The organism is Flavobacterium sp. AC267 (genome assembly GCF_979258715.1).
Genome location: NZ_OZ409875.1, coordinates 4,994,529 through 5,011,662 on the forward strand (window position 1 = coordinate 4,994,529; position 17,134 = coordinate 5,011,662).

Sequence of the window (17,134 nt, forward strand, 5' to 3'; positions counted from 1 at the left end):
AACTTTCAATCAATTAATAGTACCTTTGCAACTCAAATATTAGAAATGAGATTACACAGAAATTTAGTTTATACTACCATCGATTCTTTAAATGCAATTTTCAATGAAGGAGAATATGCGGATAAAGTGGTAGCCAGAGCATTAAAAAAAGACAAACGTTGGGGAAGTTCTGACAGGAAATTTGTTGCTGAAACGATATACGAAATTGTTCGTTGGAAACGATTATACGCTGAAATTGCAGAAGTTAAGGAACCTTATGATAGAGATAACCTTTGGAGAATGTTTGCTGTTTGGGCAGTTCTTCGCGGTTATCCAATTCCAGATTGGAGACAATTAGAAGGAACTCCAGAAAGAAAAATAAAAGGCCGTTTTGACGAATTATCTAAAAACAGAGCACTTAAAGAATCTATTCCAGACTGGATGGACGAATTAGGTGTAAAAGAATTAGGTGAGACAGTTTGGTCAAAAGAAATTACAGCACAAAATCAGCCGGCAAAAGTTATTCTTAGAACCAACACTTTAAAAGGTACCAAAGAAAACCTTAGAAACACTTTAATGGATTTAAATATTGAAACAGAATATTTAAAAGACCAGCCAGAAGCTCTTGTTTTAAAAGAAAGAGCAAATGTATTTTTAACAGACGCTTTTAAACAAGGACTTTTTGAAGTTCAAGATGCCAACTCACAATTAGTTGCAGGATTTCTAGATGTAAAACCAGGAATGCGTGTCGTAGATACGTGTGCTGGAGCTGGAGGAAAAACATTGCACATGGCTTCTTTAATGGAAAATAAAGGACAGCTGATTGCAATGGATTTGTATGAAAGTAAATTAAAGCAGTTAAAATTAAGAGCTAAAAGAAACGGTGCTTTCAATATCGAATACCGCATTATTGACAGCACGAAAGTGATTAAAAAACTGCATGAAAAAGCAGACCGTGTTTTAATTGACGCCCCTTGCGGCGGATTAGGAGTTCTAAAAAGAAACCCAGATTCTAAATGGAAATTACAACCTGAATTTATCGATAATATTCGTAAAATTCAAAGCGAAGTTTTAGAAAACTATTCTAAAATCGTAAAACCAGGAGGAAAACTAGTATACGCAACTTGTTCTGTATTACCATCAGAAAATCAGGAGCAAGTAGAGAAATTCTTAAAAACAGAAATCGGACAACAATTTACGTTTGTTCAAGACCGTAAAATGCTGGCTTCAGAATCTGGTTTCGATGGATTCTATATGGCTTTACTGGAACGTAAAATATAAATTCCAAAGCCTCGGGATAAATTCCAAATTCCAATTTGTTTTGGAATACTCAATATTAAAAAAACCAAATTCCAATTTTAAAACTTGGAATTTGGATTTTTTTTATTTTCTATATTTTTATACTTAGCCAACTTTGTCAAAGTTTAAAACTTTGACAAAGTTCTAAATTCAAAGTTTGGAATTTATCCTGACGCTTCGGGATTGGGATTTCAAACCTGCAAGGTTGGCTTGCGCAATAATTTTCCGTTTTCGTTTTCTTTAAACTTGGAAACAAAAACAATTTCTTTTGGTTTTTCGTATTTACCCAAAACATCAAAAAAATCAGGAGCAAAATCTTGTTTTTCGCCTTCAATAACCAAAACCAATCTTTCTCCTAAAACCGTATCTGGAAGTCCGGTTACAAAAAACCTTCTGCTTATTTTCCCGATCAATTTAGCTTCAATTTGTTCTGGAATAAGCTTTACTCCTCCACTATTAATAACATTATCGATTCTTCCCAAAAAGATAAATTGTTGTTCGTTTACTAATTCAACCAAATCATTAGTCACAATTGGCTCATCAGAAATTGTGGCAACATTTATAACCAGACATTGACGATCGTCTTGATATATTTTTACATTTGGCAAAATCGAAAAAACAGAATCGCCTAAACGTTTCAGCCGCAATATGCGTTATCGTCTCTGTCATACCATACGTTTCGTAGATTTCGGTTTTAAGCGGCAAAAGTTTTTCTTCCAGAGAAGAATCCATTTTTGCACCGCCAATTATCAACTTACGCACTTTTGAAAGTTCTTTTATTGAATTTTGAACTTGAAGCGGTACCATTGCAACAAAATCATACAGTGTAGAATTTAAAGCCAGTGGATGAAGACTTGGCGAAACCACATCTAATTCTAGTCCTAAAATTAAACTGCGCACCAGCATCATTTTTTCCTGCGATAAATTGAGTCGGCAAGCATAACAAAGCTTTATCTCCAGGTTTTAAATCGAAGAAGTCGCCCGTTGCTAAAGCAGAATGTATCATTGCCTGCTTTTGCAATCGAACCAATTTAGGAAGCCCTGTCGTTCCCGAAGTTGTCATTTCGATATATTCTTTTTTATCAAACCAATCCAAAAAGAATTCCCCAATCGACTGTTCGTAACCATCTCCTTCTTTAATAAAACTGTAAGCAACACGGCACAAATCTTTAGCATTTAAATGATAACCATTTAACTTAAAATAATTGTGCACATTTCTATGGGTTAAATTTTGCATGATTTTAATTTATTACTTCTGTTTTATTAATTTCTCCCGTTAACCTTTCTTTCCAATTTGTCCAGCCGTATTTTTTACTATAGATAAAAAGCAAAATAGGGTAAATGACCACAACAGGCAGAATAACATCAATTCCTGCCGATGGTTCTGAAATATCTTTAAATATAGAATTTGTTTGAAAAACCGACCAATCTGATGTAACTAACAAGGCTCCTATTAAATTGTTAGCGGCATGAAACCCAAGAGCCAGTTCCATTCCCTCATCCATTAAGGTAATGATTCCTAAAAACAGCCCAGTTCCTATGTAATAAATCATGATAACGTTTCCCATTTTAGCCACTTCCGGATTTGCCCAGTGCATTGAGCCAAAAATTACAGAAGTCATCAATAACGGAAACCATCTGTTACGAGCGAGATTAGCAAATCCCTGCATTAAATATCCTCTAAAAACATATTCTTCTGTACTGGTTTGAATTGGAATCAAAATCGAGCCTAAAACAACCAAAATCAGAAATGGAACTAATCTAAAATTCCACACAAATTGTTCCGGTGATCTGAGATAAACAAATAAAAAGCTGAGCAGTGAAAAGAAAGTCCATAAAAAGAAAGAAAAACAAATTCGATTCCAGTCAACTTTTGGCCTTGAAGTCGTTACTGATAATAAGGTTTGATGGTGAATATATTTGACAACAAAATAAATTCCGGCAAAGGCAAAAACAAATGAAATCATAACCAGAAAAAGAGTGGTATTAGACTCAAACATTTTCATAATTTCATCATTCGTCGTTGGAAAAGCTTTTTTCTCACTAAATGTTTTATAAAATACAGCGACTGTAATCGGAATCTGCCCTACGAAAGATCTTGCAATAATAAAAACAGATCCTATAAGGTATTTCCAAAATTTATTTTCGGGTTTAATTCCTTGCTCTAAAAACATAAATATAAAATTTAAAAAAAATGAGAATTCAAATTTGATAAGTTAGCCTTATTTTTGACATTGCTAAAATACCTCTTTTTAGCGTAAGACTATTTTGAATATCTAAATATAACAAAATGATACAAATTTATCATAATCCGAGATGCGGAAAATCGAGAAACTGCCTAGCTTTTATAGAACAATCCAACCAAGAGTTTGAGATTATACCGTATTTAACCGAAACTCCATCTTTTGATGAGCTCAAAGTACTATTGAAACAACTTGATCTTGAACCTCTTCAGTTAGTTAGAACTAAAGAAAAAATCTGGATCGAAAATTTTAAAGGAAAGAAATTAACCAACGATCAAATTATTGAAGCAATAACAGAAAATCCGATCTTAATCGAACGTCCTATTGTGGTAAAAGATGGAAAAGCTATAATTGGCCGTGATCCTGATCTTGTGGCTTCTTTTTTAGATTGATTCTAAAATACAGTATTAACATATTTTTGTGATTTTTCTCTTTAAACCAAAAACTACTTTTGCCGTCTAAAGAGAAAAGAAAACCAGAAATGAAAAAAAATCAAATTTGCCGTATTACTTGTATTCTTGTTTACAAGTTTTTACAATTACTCTCAACAAGGCCCAGGTGGAAATAAAGTCAAAATCACTGGAAAAGTTTTGAAAAAATAAGCAAACAACCTTTAGAGTATGCTACAATTTCTATTACTGCTCCAAACGACACTAAAGTTCTTGCTGGAGGGATCACAAATCCAAAAGGAGAATTCGAGGTTGCCATTGCACCTGGAACTTATGATATTAAAATTGAATTTATTTCATTCAAATCAAATGAAATCAAACAAAAAAGCATTCAGGGTGATACTAATTTAGGTGTAGTAAATTTATCTGAAGACGTCGCACAGCTTAACGAAGTTGTTGTTCGTGCTGAAAAATCATCTGTAGAAATAAAATTAGATAAAAAAGTTTACAATGTTGGTCAGGATATGATCGTAAAAGGCGGAAGCGTAAGCGATGTTTTAGACAACGTACCATCTGTTTCTGTTGATACAGAAGGAAATGTAAGTTTAAGAGGAAGCGACAACATTCGTATTTTAATTGACGGAAGACCTTCGCAGGCTATAAATATGGCAGAAGCTTTAAGACAGTTACCTGCAGATGCGATCGACAAAGTAGAAGTTATTACTAATCCATCTGCGCGTTATGATGCAGAAGGTGGATCTGGAATCATCAATATTGTTCTTAAAAAAGGAAAAAATCAAGGTTTCAATGGAACTTTAATTGCTTCAACTGGTTTACCAGAAACGTATGGTTTAAGTGCCAATGTGAATTATAAAACTGAAAAACTAAACTATTTTACCACTGCTGGATACAACTACAGAACAAACGAAGGTGCTGGTAAAACAAACTCAGAATATCTTAACGCTGACGGAACAACAAAAAGCTTCTTAGACGAAGATCGTGATACTAAACGTACCAGAAACGGGTTTAACGGAAGAGCTGGAGTTGAATGGACACTTACACCAACAACTTTCTGGACAAATGCCATAAACTATCAAAAAAATAACGGTAAGGATAGAGATTTGATCAATTATTATAATTATGATGCTGATAGAGTTTTTACAGGAACAACGTATCGTTTAAACAATGGGGATAGCGACAGTGAAAATGTAGAATTTACATCTAACTTAATTAAAAATTTCAACGATAAAGGACATAAATTGACTGCCGATCTTTCTATTTCAAGAAATACAGACGACAGCAATAGCACAATTACAGATTCGCCAAGATTTGACACAACATTAAATGATCAAATTCAAAAACAAGTTCTTTTCCAAGCCGATTATGTTTTGCCTTTAGGTAAAGGAGGTCAGTTTGAGGCTGGTTACAAAGGAAGTTTTGGAGATTTGAACAATGTTTACAATGTAACAGACAGCGAAGGTGTGGTAAATACTAATTTATCTAACACATTAGAGTACAAAGAAAACATCAATGCACTTTATACACAGTATGGTTTCAAAGTAAATAAATTCTCTTATTTATTTGGTTTAAGATGGGAAGATACTAATATCGAAGTTAACCTATTAGACAACAGCGATTTCAATACTAAAAAATACAACAACTTATTTCCAAGTGCATTTGTTAGTTACGAAATTTCAGATCAAAGTAATTTCTCTGCAAGTTACAGCAAGCGTTTATCAAGACCAAGAGGGCGTTTCATGAACCCGGCGGTAAATTATGCAAGTAATATCAATATCTTTCAAGGAAACCCAGATTTGGATCCTTCTTTAACAGATAAGTATGATATTGGCTATATCAAAAGATGGACTAAAGTAACGTTTAATACTTCGGCTTATTTTGAAGATACTAAAGATGTTTTCAGTTTTGTAAGATCTCCTACTGGAGACGAAGTTAATGGAGTTCCAGTAATCAAAAGTTCTCCTATCAACTTAGGTAAAGAGCAAAAATTTGGTTTCGAATTTACATTCAATTACACTCCATACAAATGGTGGAAATTAAACAGTAACTTCAACTTTTTCAACGTAAAAACAACTGGAGAAAACAGTTATACAGATACACAAGGAAATCTTATAGTTCAAAATTTAGACAATCAGGCTAACTCTTGGTTTGCCAGAATCAACTCTAAAGTTACTTTACCATACAAAATTGACTGGCAGTTGACAGGAATGTACAATGGCGAACAAAAAACAGCTCAAGGTAAAAATTTAGGAATGTTCGGAATGAATACTGCTTTAAGCAAAGATGTATTAAAAGACAAAGCTACAATTGCATTCAACATCAGCGACATTTTTAATTCTAGAAAAATGAGATCGTATACATATTTGGATAACGTAAATTCATACAGCGAATTCCAATTCCGTAAACGTCAATTCAATTTATCATTTACATACCGTTTCAACAAAGCAAAAGGTGAAAGAGATAAAAACATGCCAAAAAACAATGAAGGCGGCGGAGAAGGCGGCGGAGAATTTCCTGGATAACCTTAGTTAAATTCCAAGTTTAAAAATTCCAAATTCCAATCTCTTTGAGATAAATTATAAAACTAAAAATCCCAAATCCCAATGTTTGAAATTGGAATTTGGGATTTTTTTTTATTCCACCTTTTTATATTATGGAATTCGAAATCATTAATTAAATTCCAAAATTTAAAAATTCCAAATTCCAATCTCTTTGAGATAAATTATAAAACTAAAAATCCCAAATCCCAATGTTTGAAATTGGAATTTGGGATTTTTTTATTCCATCTTTTTATATTTTGGAATTCAAAATCATTAATTAAATTCCAAAATTTAAAAAATTCCAAATTCCAATCTTGCTGGATAAATTATAAAACTAAAATTCCAAATCCCAATCTTAGAAATTGGAATTTCAATAATTGGAATTTGGAATTTCAAAAATTGGAATTTCTTCTTTTCTTATTTTTTTTTGGAACAAAAAAAAAAGAACAAAAAGGGTTCTTTTCTTATGACATCAATCTAAAATTAAATAGATTGTTCTTCTTGTCTTCTTTTAGCTCTTTTTTTCTTTGAACATTTCCCAGCTTGCTCCCGTAACCCAATAAGATACGAAACCAACTAAGAAAAACATCAACCAAAACCCTATAGTTAGTATGGTTAAGAAAAGTAAAAAGCCTAAGTACTGTGAAAATTCAAACATGTTTTCCGGAATTTTTGAATGTTACGACAAATGTAGCGTATATATTTTTTCTCAGCAATAAAATCTAAATCAATTTTCGTTAAATAACATTTATCCGTATATTTATACTCATTTTAAATAAGGTTTTTTTTGATCGCGAAACCTTTTAAATAAAGAGTTCATTAAAAATGATGATAATTTTCAGGAGCTGAAACCTGCTGTCCACTATATCTTTTATGGCTCCAGAAGCCTCGGGACTACCATAAAAGGATGCCGTTACCATCAGGGCTAAAACACTCATTTTCAAAAGAAATAAAATTGAATTACATTATTATAAACATCATATATTACAAAAAATGAAATACCGTATAGAGAAAGACACCATGGGCGAAGTTCAAGTCCCAGCCGATAAATATTGGGGTGCACAAACAGAACGTTCTAGAAATAATTTCAAAATTGGACCATCGGCATCAATGCCCAAGGAAATTATAGAAGGTTTTGCTTATCTAAAAAAAGTCAGCGCTTATGCAAATTACGATTTAGGTGTTTTGCCTATCGAAAAAAGAGATGCTATCAGCCGCTGTTTGTGATGAAATACTAGAAGGAAAATTAGATGATCAATTTCCTTTGGTAATCTGGCAGACAGGTTCAGGTACTCAAAGCAATATGAACGTTAATGAAGTAATTGCAAATCGCGCACAAGTCCTTAAAGGTTTCGAAATTGGCGAAGGCGAACAATTTATAAAAGCCAATGACGATGTTAACAAATCGCAGTCATCCAATGACACTTTTCCAACTGGAATGCATATTGCGGCCTACAAAATGGTTATAGAAACGACTATTCCCGGCGTAGAAAAATTACACGCCACTTTAGCCAAAAAAGTCGCCGAATACAAAGATGTTGTAAAAATTGGTACGCACGCACCTTATGGATGCAACGCCTTTAACATTAGGTCAGGAAATTTCTGGTTATGTCAGCTCAATTGGCTTTCGGATTAAAAGCACTAAAAAATACTTTAGCACATTTATCTGAAATCGCACTTGGCGGAACCGCAGTTGGAACAGGATTAAATACTCCAAAAGGTTACGATGTAAAAGTAGCCAAATATATCGCTCAATTTACCAATCACCCATTTGTAACAGCCGAAAACAAATTTGAAGCACTTGCGACTCACGATGCAATTGTCGAAACGCATGGAGCATTAAAACAATTAGCTGTTTCTCTTAACAAAATTGCAAACGACATTAGAATGCTGGCTTCTGGACCTCGTTCTGGAATTGGAGAAATCCACATTCCCGAAAATGAACCTGGGTCTTCTATCATGCCTGGAAAAGTAAATCCAACACAATGTGAGGCTTTAACAATGGTTTGTGCTCAAGTAATTGGAAATGACATGGCAATTGCTGTCGGCGGAATGCAGGGACATTACGAATTGAATGTTTTCAAACCTGTTATGGCGGCGAACTTTTTACAGTCTGCTCAATTATTAGGTGATGCCTGTGTTTCTTTTGATGAACATTGCGCGCAGGGAATAGAACCAAATCACAAAAGAATTAAAGAATTAGTTGATAATTCATTAATGTTAGTGACCGCTTTAAATACTAAAATTGGTTACTACAAAGTTGCCGAAATTGCTCAAACCGCTCACAAAAATGGAACTACTCTAAAAGAGGAAGCGGTTCGCTTAGGCTATGTAACGCCAGAAGATTTTGATGCCTGGGTGAAACCGGAAGAAATGGTTTAATTTAATTGTAAATGGTTAATTGTTAATGGTTAATGGTTAATGGTTGATGGCAACTATTTATATAAAAAAAGAGCTTTCCAAAAAATTTTAGAAAGCTCTTTTTTGAATTTATAAACTCATTTTACATTTAACAATTAACCATTTACAATTAACAATTAATAATTATTTCCCATCAACGTAATCTTGGAGGTAACTGAATCGCTCTGTTAGTTTTCCGTTTTCTGTTATTTTAGCACGCTTTAGAATTCCGTCTTTATCTCCGTTGAAAAAAGCTGGAATTACATGTGCCATAAATTGTTCTCCAAATCCTTCGCTGGCATCTTTTGGAATCTCACACGGAAGATTATCAACAGCCATCACAGCAACTGCTTGCGGGATGAAAGAAATCTACTTCTTTATCTTCTAAAGGAAAATAACCATATAAAGGCTCTTCAATTGTCGACGAACGAATTGTACTCGCAATTGGTCCGTTGACATCGCAAGAAATATCTGCTACCACTTTAAGTTTACAGTCGCTTGCATTAAGCATTTCTTTCGTCAAAATCATTGGGGCAGTACTCGCATAAAAATGACCCGCAAAATAAATATCAGATACTTTTGTAAACTTTTCAAAATCAGATTCGTATGCTTCGGGATGATTTACAAAATCATTAAAATCTAAAACTTGTCCGTCTTTTCTTTTGTTATATTCTAAAACATCAAGCTGTACATAAACAGCCTGCGCATATTTTTTAGTCAAATAATTGTCTATTGTAATTTCTTTTACTTTTATGGCGTCCAGAATTTCTTTTGCCCCGCTCCCAACCTTTCCAGTTCCCGTAACTACAAATTTTAAAGCTGGCATTGTAATACGTTTTAAATGCATTATTAATGCTTCTTTTCCTGAAAGTGTTTCTGCTTTTGGCAGTTTAAACAATTCAAATTTAATTCCGAAAGCTCGAATTCCGTTGTAAACACCAACCATTCCGGCATAACGTCCAAAACCAATTAAACGTCGGTCCAGTTCGTCAACAATAGTTTCGTGATCGTATAAATCAATATTCTTTTCTAAAATTGCCTGAAGCAGTTTTCTATTATGAGGCTGTTTTTTAATCGTGTGAGAAAAGAAGAAATACGCTTTGTTCGGAATCAAATTTTCTATAGGCACTTCTTTTACACCAAATAAAACATCACAGTCAGAAACATCATCTGAAACTGTAATTCCCATTTTTTTGTAATCCTCATCAGAAAATATTCGGATATCTGAACTTTCTACTTTTACGGAAGCTTCAGGATAAAGCTGTTGCGACTTTGTTAATTCATTTGGAGAAAATACAACTCTTCTATCCGGCGGATTTTTTCTTTCTTTTATGATTCCAAACTTCATTTAAATTGATTTTTTAACATTCAATAATATAACTTTTTAAACAGTATTTGTTTCAAATATAACAAATTTAGTTAAATTTTTGTTTTCAAAATGCAATTTAGAATACTTCAAAAACGTTACAAGCTGAAAAACAAGTAAATAAAATTTACAACTCTTAAAATTATGTTAAAAAGAGTCGTTTAAAGCGTCTAAACTGAGAAAACAACAAAATTGAATTCGATATATTTGTTTTTAAAGAACGATGCAAATGATTTTCCTTAAAAAAACAAAGATACCACAAATACTTTTTTCTATACTAGTTTTAAGTTCTTGTGGTCAAAACAAAAAGACAGATACAGCTACAGCTCCTACAATCGAAGATACATTACCTAAAATGAAGCCCTTAGGTTCTGAAAAGAAAATTTCGCAGGCTTATATAAATTCGGTTACTGGCAGAATAAATCATTTTTACAATAAAAACTGGCCGAACAATACGATGAACGGAAGTTTTTTAGTCGCAAAAAATGGCCAGATTATTTTTGAAAGATATAATGGATTTGCCAATAAAAACGAAGGCACTAAGATAACAGCTGATACACCTGTACAAATTGCCTCTGTAAGTAAAGTTTTAACAGCTACGGCGGTTTTAAAATTGGTAAATGCCGGCAAAATTGATTTAGATCAAAAGGTAAACACAATTTTAAAAACATTTCCATACGAAGACTGTACTATCCGAATGCTTTTAAGCCACCGTACTGGAATGCGTAATTATGCTTATTTTACAGATAGGGATAAATCGGTTTGGGACAGACACAATCAATTAACCAACAAAGACATTCTGGATATTTTAGCCACAAAAAATATTGGCTTGGAATCAAAAACTGGAACTCGTTTTAGTTACTGCAATACCAATTATGCAATGCTTGCGCTTATTATAGAGAAAATTACGGGTTTAAGTTATAAGGAAGCGATGTCTGAAATGATTTTCAAACCATTGGGAATGAAAAATACTTATGTTTTTGATGATGATAAAGACAGAAAAAAGATTGTTCCATCCTACAAAGGAAATGGTGTAGAAATTGGTTTCGATTATCTGGACAATGTTTATGGAGATAAAAATGTTTTTTCAACGGCAAAAGATCTTTTAAAATTTGACAGAGCGAGACAATCACCTGATTTTTTAAAACCTGAATTACTGAAACAAGTTTATACAGGTTACAGCAATGAACGCAAGGGAACTAAAAATTATGGTCTGGGAATAAGAATGATCAATTGGGAAACGGGACAAAACTTTTACTTTCATAATGGCTGGTGGCATGGAAATACCTCATCTTATATTACTTTGAAGAATGAGGGAGTTACGATAATTGCACTTTCAAACAAAATGACTACTAAAACTTATGCCGTTCGAAAATTAGCTCCAATTTTTGGAGATTATCCTTTTAATTTTAAAGACGAAGAATAGAATAGTCATAAAGTCGAAAGTCATAAAGTCGAAAGTCTTAAAGTCGAAAGTCTTAAAGCTGAAAGTCATAAAGTCGAAAGTCATAAAGCTGAAAGTCATAAAGCTGAAAGTCTTAAAGTCGAAAGTCTTAAAGTCTTCAGGCGGTTCCTAATATTGATTTTGTTCTTTTTTAACTAAATAAATGGGTGAAATAAAAAGAAATAAAAGTAATCAAACAGGTGACTTTAAAAACTTTACAACTTTCGATTTTTGACTTTTGAATTTTTCTGAAAATTTTAATACAAAGTAATTTCAAATAGTATAAATTTGCAGACTCAATTTTGGGGTCGACTGGTTTTGACAGCAAGTCGAATTGAACAGTAAGCACGTCGAGCATTGAGACCTTGCTCGTAAATATAAGATCTCACACTTTTACACGGCGAAAATAATTACGCTTTAGTCGCATAATCCGAATCATAGTAAGATTGCGCCACGTCTCTACAAGGTAGAGAAGCTGGATTCTCCTGGAAAGCCTTGGTTTGTGGCGTTCCGCCAAGGAGAACCGTAAAAATAAACCTAGATATCCATGAGCTTCGGGTGGGTTTTGAAAATTAAGAAGATAAGTGTTCGGTGGCTGTTTCTGGCCTAGCTTAACAACGAAAATCTAATCAGGAAATAAGCGTGTAGAAAGCTCTTTAGTTGCTTGTTTGGACCCGGGTTCGATTCCCGGCGACTCCACAAAAAAGCCTGTAAACTCTTTGTTTACAGGCTTTTTTCATTTCAGTTGACAATTTAGCTGATATTTTTATTGTTAATAAATTCATTATTTCAACCAAACCAAATCAGGTAGTTTTACTCTAAAAAAAAGAGTTGTAAAGTTATATTTTTAGTACTTAAACTAACTATCTATGAAACTACAAAAGCTTATCATTAAAAATTTTCGAGGCCTTAAAGGAGAAAATAATATAATTGATTTCTCGTCCTCAAACATTATTTTCCTTATAGGACTAAATAATGTTGGTAAATCTTCTTTTCTGCGTGCATATGAATTTTTTATCAACTCTGCTCAAAAGGCAAATATGTCGGATTTTTATAATTATGAACTTAATATTCCAATTGAAATTGAAGGCATCTTTCTAAAAGATGAAAACGACGATCAGGATGACGACTTAGCGACTGTAACTAAAGGAAAAGGTACTGATCCCGATTGGATTCAAAAATGGGTAGATGAAAATAACTTTATTCGAATAAAAAAAATCTGGACAAAACCTGAAACTGCAGATAAATATACACTTTCTCCTGAAACTGGTGAATGGGTACTTAATGGTTTTGGTGGAATGCCCTCACTATTCCAGAAACATTCTCCTACACCAATTTTGATAAGTGCAATGGAGACTGAAAGTAGTCTTGAAGAAAAAGTCAATAAATTAATACAAGATGAAGTTCTTAAAAAATTAAAAGACGACTACGGTGAAGACCTAAATGAGCTGATAAATGGCGTTAAGAAATTACAGCAAAAAATAGCTGACTCGGATATTGTTACAAAATACAACGAGGAAATAAATGAATATTTTAAAAAAGTGTTCTCAGACCTTACTTTAAAACTTTCACCTAAGGATGATGATAACATAAAACTGGAAGATTCATTTAAAAAAAATCATAGTGTAACAATTAGCAAAGATGGAATCGATAGAAACGAGGTTTTTACACAATATGGACATGGTGTGATTCGTCAGGCATTATATAATTTTTTAACTTTCCTAAAAAGATCTCGTGAAGGAAAAAAAGAAAGAATATATTATATTATATGAGGAGCCTGAACTATTCTTACATCCTGAAATCACTTTCAAATTGAGAACAAGTCTATACGATCTAGCTGAAAACTCTCCATTTCAAGTTATATGCGCGACCCACTCACCTCTTATGATTGACATTTCTAAACCACACTCCTCATTGGTAAGAGTAATTAAAAAAGAGGACGAAACCACATTTACCTACCAAGTAGGTGATGAAGTTTTCAGAAGTGATGCAGATAGGAAGCAACGTATTCAAATGATAAATAGATTCAACCCCCATGTATGTGAATCATTTTATGCGAAAATGGTAATTATAGTTGAAGGGGATACTGAAGCGATAGTATTCAGGGATTTAATTAAACGTTTCTATAATGACTATGAAGTTTATGTTTTAAACTCAGGTTCAAAAAATAATATACCATTCTTCCAAGAAATTTTTACTGCATTCCATATAAACCATTGTGTAATTCATGATTCAGATACACGTTTAAATAAAGATCAGTCTGCAAATAGTGCCTGGACACTAAATCGTTCAATCTGGGACAAGATTGTGTCTGCAAATCAAAGAATGGAAGGAATGGCGAGAAGATATGTTCATGTTGAAAATTTTGAAATCGCACATGGAATTATTTCAAACGGCAAGGACAAACCTATAAAAGCATTCGATTTTGCTCAAGGATTGCAACTTGACTCGGATGCACCATGCCTAATATTATTAAAAGATCTTTTAGGAGATAAAGCTATAATCCATGACAATAATTATATTGAGCAGTTAAACTAGATAACAATCAATATAAAATTATAAAAAGCCTAAGAAAAAAATTCATAGGCTTTTTTAATGGTATTAATTTTATTTCTTTAATTATTCAATCAAAAAAAAAATCAATTAAAATTATTTAAGAAAATTTTAGCCACACCTTCAATGTAATTTTCCTTTAAACCCTTTATAATCTCTATCCTTAATTTTTGACTCTTCTTAAATGCTTTCTTATAAAAATCTGTTTTATAGTAAAGTATCCAATATAAGTTGAATTTAGAATAATCAAATCCTTCCATATCCATTAGCCAATCATAATAATCCTTATCCATTGCTTTAGAAGAAAGCAATCTAATTTCCGATGTAAACTCAATATTAAATTTGAATATCAAATTTATAACTTTATCCAAGTGATAATTTTTGGTTTCTTTTCTTCCACTCAAAAACTCATGTCCAGTTTTTAGGTTTGTATAGTCTGGAGTTAGTTCTAAATACTTTTCAAAAAACTCTACTTTATGATCCAATACACTATAAATAGAAAAAAGATAATACAACTCCTCATCAAAATCTTTTTCAAGTTTAGAGTTCAACTGCTCTTTTAATATTGTAATAGTCTCAACAGTTAGATATTTTATAATAAATATTAGATTTGCAAATCGCTCTCTCTTACAGAATTCCTCAATAGAAAATTCTGAAATCTGCAATATCTTTTTGAGTGAATCCTCAATTAAAACTGAGGCTTCATTACTTTTTTCGACATATAACTCAATGGCCAACGAAAACAGATTGCTAGACTGTAAATTATCCAAAGTAAGCAATGAGATTATCTTTTCAAGATTAGATATAGAAACTTCATTACTACTGTTTAAAAAACTATAAAGGAAATCATAATTTCTAAAATAAGTTTCTCCTAATATTTCTAATAAAAGTAAATATTTTTCAATTAGTGCATTTTTTTGATCATTAGGAATATTAATTACTTCCAATATCATCAAATAACTTTGCGTTATCTGCAAGATTTTTTCTATTGTGCTTATAATTTTCACTTTTAAAATTATCAATGATTATTCCTGTTGAATTAACCAAATTATCTATATAGTTATTAAGACGGTCATAAGTAATATCAGTAAATTGAATATCTAATGATTTCAATTTATACTTATTTAGTAAATATCGTACATGCTTTGGTTCGGCATGAAAAAGCCACATATCAATAATTGTATAACCAAAATGATCATACTTATCAGAAGCTGGATTATTGATTGAATAAAGTGCAAAAATACCTTCCAGAGCTTTATTTACCAATACTTCAAATTCACGATAGTCACTGTAAATTAATAAATTATATTCAATAAAACCGTATGCTCTTAAAAAATCTACTATTAAAGCTCTGGAATAACCATTTCGTGAGCTACCTCCAAATTGATCATTAAACCAAAACTTTTGAATTTCAGATAATTTACTATCAATCTCCCATAAAGCACCATCAATAAATCTTTTATCCTTTACCAACTTAAAAATATCAATAAAATGTTCAGGTATTAGTATTTCGTCGAGATCAAATGTTAATTCATCTAAATCATTAAGTATTTCATTCCTATTTACTCCAAAATAATCCCACGAAATCATTTTTTTTAACTGAATCAAGTTAAACTTTACAATAATAAAAAAACCAGGAAACTTACTAATGGTAATATCAGTAAGTATATTTTTATGTTCCCTGTACGACTTCTCAAAATCAGCAATTAGGTAGTATGTATAAGCCTTTCGTAATCTAAATGCAACATTTGTAGAATCCAAATCGCTTTTTAGTAATTCGCTTGTTTTTTTAAAATTTAATTCGCCATAACAACATCTTTCACAACTGCAATTACTTGAAAAATACAGATTATGAACGCAAATTCGATTTTCAATTCTTTTTGCTTTACCACGCCAATTTAAGTGTGTAATCCAATTCACAGAGAAAAACAATAAGATTTTCTTAAGTTTTTCTTGTAAATTTTTGACGTGCGAGTAATCAAGATCTAAATTCTTAAAATAATATACATTATCCTTAAGTTCTAAGCTACTAAACAAATCAAAAATAGCTTCATTATCAGTTGAAAGATTCTCTCCAAGTAAACTTCCATTTTTACCAATAAAGATATCTAGTCCATTAATTACGGGGATAGGCAGAACATCAATTCCTTCAAATTTATCTATTACCGTACAAAGCCCATCTATAATGTTTAGTTTGTTTACTTCGTGATTAATTTGCTTGTAATTAGGCCCTAAAAAGATCTTTGATTTTCTTTTATATAATTGATGTTTTTGAGAATCTTCTATATCTGAAAAGAATCTCTCAAAATTTTCTTCATTTAAAACATTTTTTTGAGGTATTTTAACTTGTAAAGATTTTTTCCCTTTTTGAGCTTGCTCAATAATCTGACCTTCCAATTGGCTATCAAGTTGAACAGCATACCAATAAATTATATCATTTGATATATCACATACCATAAAAATTGATGGTTCCGATAATTCATAGTAAAAATAATTAGCATGTCGAAGAGACATCTGGAATGAAAAAGAATCCTCATTTTTCAGAATTTTGGGCTTTTTGTTTATGCCTTTAGATTGTACAAGAAAAAGTATTTCTCTTTTATTATGCTTAGACTTATTGAGAACTTCAATATAGATATCTGTCCCCCAATCCTGACTGGGGTTGGTTTCATTTTCAAGAATTTCTAAATCTCTTAAAAAAAATAAATTTCTTAGCTTACTGCGAATCTTACTAAGAGCTTCCTTTTCAATAAAATTTGTACTGGGTTGGCTTTTCACACTCTTTACTGTCATAATTTAACATTATCTATATTCTGAAAAAAATTAGAGAAGTTTTTTAAAATTTGATATAACTTATTAAAGAAATCTACCATTTTTATCTTTTCATTACGATTTAAAAATCT

9 protein-coding genes, 1 other RNA gene and 4 pseudogenes are annotated in these 17,134 nt (G+C 32.0%); 8 read left to right on the forward strand and 6 right to left on the reverse strand.

Annotation, left to right across the window (positions count from 1 at the left end; all coding sequences use genetic code 11):
- Positions 1-45 precede the first annotated feature (45 nt).
- On the forward strand, positions 46-1,260 hold the full coding sequence (locus ACZZ95_RS26550; protein WP_463471384.1) for an RsmB/NOP family class I SAM-dependent RNA methyltransferase: 1,215 nt from the start codon (positions 46-48) through the stop codon (positions 1,258-1,260).
- Between the two features lie 209 nt (positions 1,261-1,469).
- Here the strand turns inward: ACZZ95_RS26550 and ACZZ95_RS26555 are convergent.
- Positions 1,470-2,515: pseudogene (locus ACZZ95_RS26555) on the reverse strand (AMP-binding protein).
- A 4-nt stretch (positions 2,516-2,519) separates the two neighbouring features.
- Positions 2,520-3,452, reverse strand: coding sequence for a lysostaphin resistance A-like protein (locus ACZZ95_RS26560; RefSeq protein ID WP_463471385.1), 933 nt, complete (start codon positions 3,450-3,452; stop codon positions 2,520-2,522).
- Positions 3,453-3,568: 116 nt separating this feature from the next.
- Between ACZZ95_RS26560 and ACZZ95_RS26565 the strand changes: the two genes are divergently transcribed.
- Positions 3,569-3,913, forward strand: a complete 345-nt coding sequence (locus tag ACZZ95_RS26565) for an arsenate reductase family protein (RefSeq protein ID WP_463471386.1) — start codon at positions 3,569-3,571, stop codon at positions 3,911-3,913.
- A 99-nt stretch (positions 3,914-4,012) separates the two neighbouring features.
- Positions 4,013-6,450, forward strand: a pseudogene (locus ACZZ95_RS26570) (TonB-dependent receptor).
- 821 nt (positions 6,451-7,271) lie between these two features.
- Here ACZZ95_RS26570 and ACZZ95_RS26575 read toward each other — a convergent pair.
- Positions 7,272-7,406, reverse strand: a complete 135-nt coding sequence (locus ACZZ95_RS26575) for a hypothetical protein (protein WP_463471387.1) — start codon at positions 7,404-7,406, stop codon at positions 7,272-7,274.
- Positions 7,407-7,461: 55 nt separating this feature from the next.
- Between ACZZ95_RS26575 and fumC the strand changes: the two are divergent.
- Positions 7,462-8,850: pseudogene (gene fumC / locus ACZZ95_RS26580) on the forward strand (class II fumarate hydratase).
- A gap of 162 nt (positions 8,851-9,012) precedes the next feature.
- On the opposite strand, the pseudogene ACZZ95_RS26585 reads toward fumC, so the two are convergent.
- Positions 9,013-10,216: pseudogene (locus tag ACZZ95_RS26585) on the reverse strand (NAD(P)-dependent oxidoreductase).
- 241 nt (positions 10,217-10,457) lie between these two features.
- Between ACZZ95_RS26585 and ACZZ95_RS26590 the strand changes: the two are divergent.
- The 4 genes from ACZZ95_RS26590 (at position 10,458) to ACZZ95_RS26605 (ending at position 14,216) form a co-directional block, all read left to right on the forward strand.
- A complete protein-coding gene (locus ACZZ95_RS26590) occupies positions 10,458-11,660 on the forward strand; it encodes a serine hydrolase domain-containing protein (RefSeq protein WP_463471388.1) in 1,203 nt (400 codons plus the stop codon).
- Positions 11,661-11,982: 322 nt separating this feature from the next.
- Positions 11,983-12,380, forward strand: a transfer-messenger RNA (tmRNA) gene (ssrA, locus tag ACZZ95_RS26595).
- 167 nt (positions 12,381-12,547) lie between these two features.
- Positions 12,548-13,450 carry an AAA family ATPase gene (locus tag ACZZ95_RS26600; RefSeq protein ID WP_463471389.1) on the forward strand — a complete coding sequence of 301 codons (903 nt, stop codon included), beginning with the start codon at positions 12,548-12,550 and terminating at the stop codon, positions 13,448-13,450.
- Positions 13,413-14,216 (forward strand): ATP-dependent nuclease, encoded by an 804-nt coding sequence (locus tag ACZZ95_RS26605; protein ID WP_463471390.1) that lies wholly within the window; start codon positions 13,413-13,415, stop codon positions 14,214-14,216. The genes ACZZ95_RS26600 and ACZZ95_RS26605 overlap by 38 nt, the downstream gene beginning before the upstream one ends.
- A gap of 101 nt (positions 14,217-14,317) precedes the next feature.
- Here the strand turns inward: ACZZ95_RS26605 and ACZZ95_RS26610 are convergent, their stop codons facing one another.
- Both ACZZ95_RS26610 and ACZZ95_RS26615 read right to left on the reverse strand, forming a co-directional pair.
- Positions 14,318-15,184 carry a hypothetical protein gene (locus ACZZ95_RS26610; protein WP_463471391.1) on the reverse strand — a complete coding sequence of 289 codons (867 nt, stop codon included), beginning with the start codon at positions 15,182-15,184 and terminating at the stop codon, positions 14,318-14,320.
- Positions 15,165-17,024, reverse strand: coding sequence for a DUF4365 domain-containing protein (locus ACZZ95_RS26615; protein ID WP_463471392.1), 1,860 nt, complete (start codon positions 17,022-17,024; stop codon positions 15,165-15,167). The genes ACZZ95_RS26610 and ACZZ95_RS26615 overlap by 20 nt, the downstream gene beginning before the upstream one ends.
- Between the last annotated feature and the right edge of the window lie 110 nt (positions 17,025-17,134).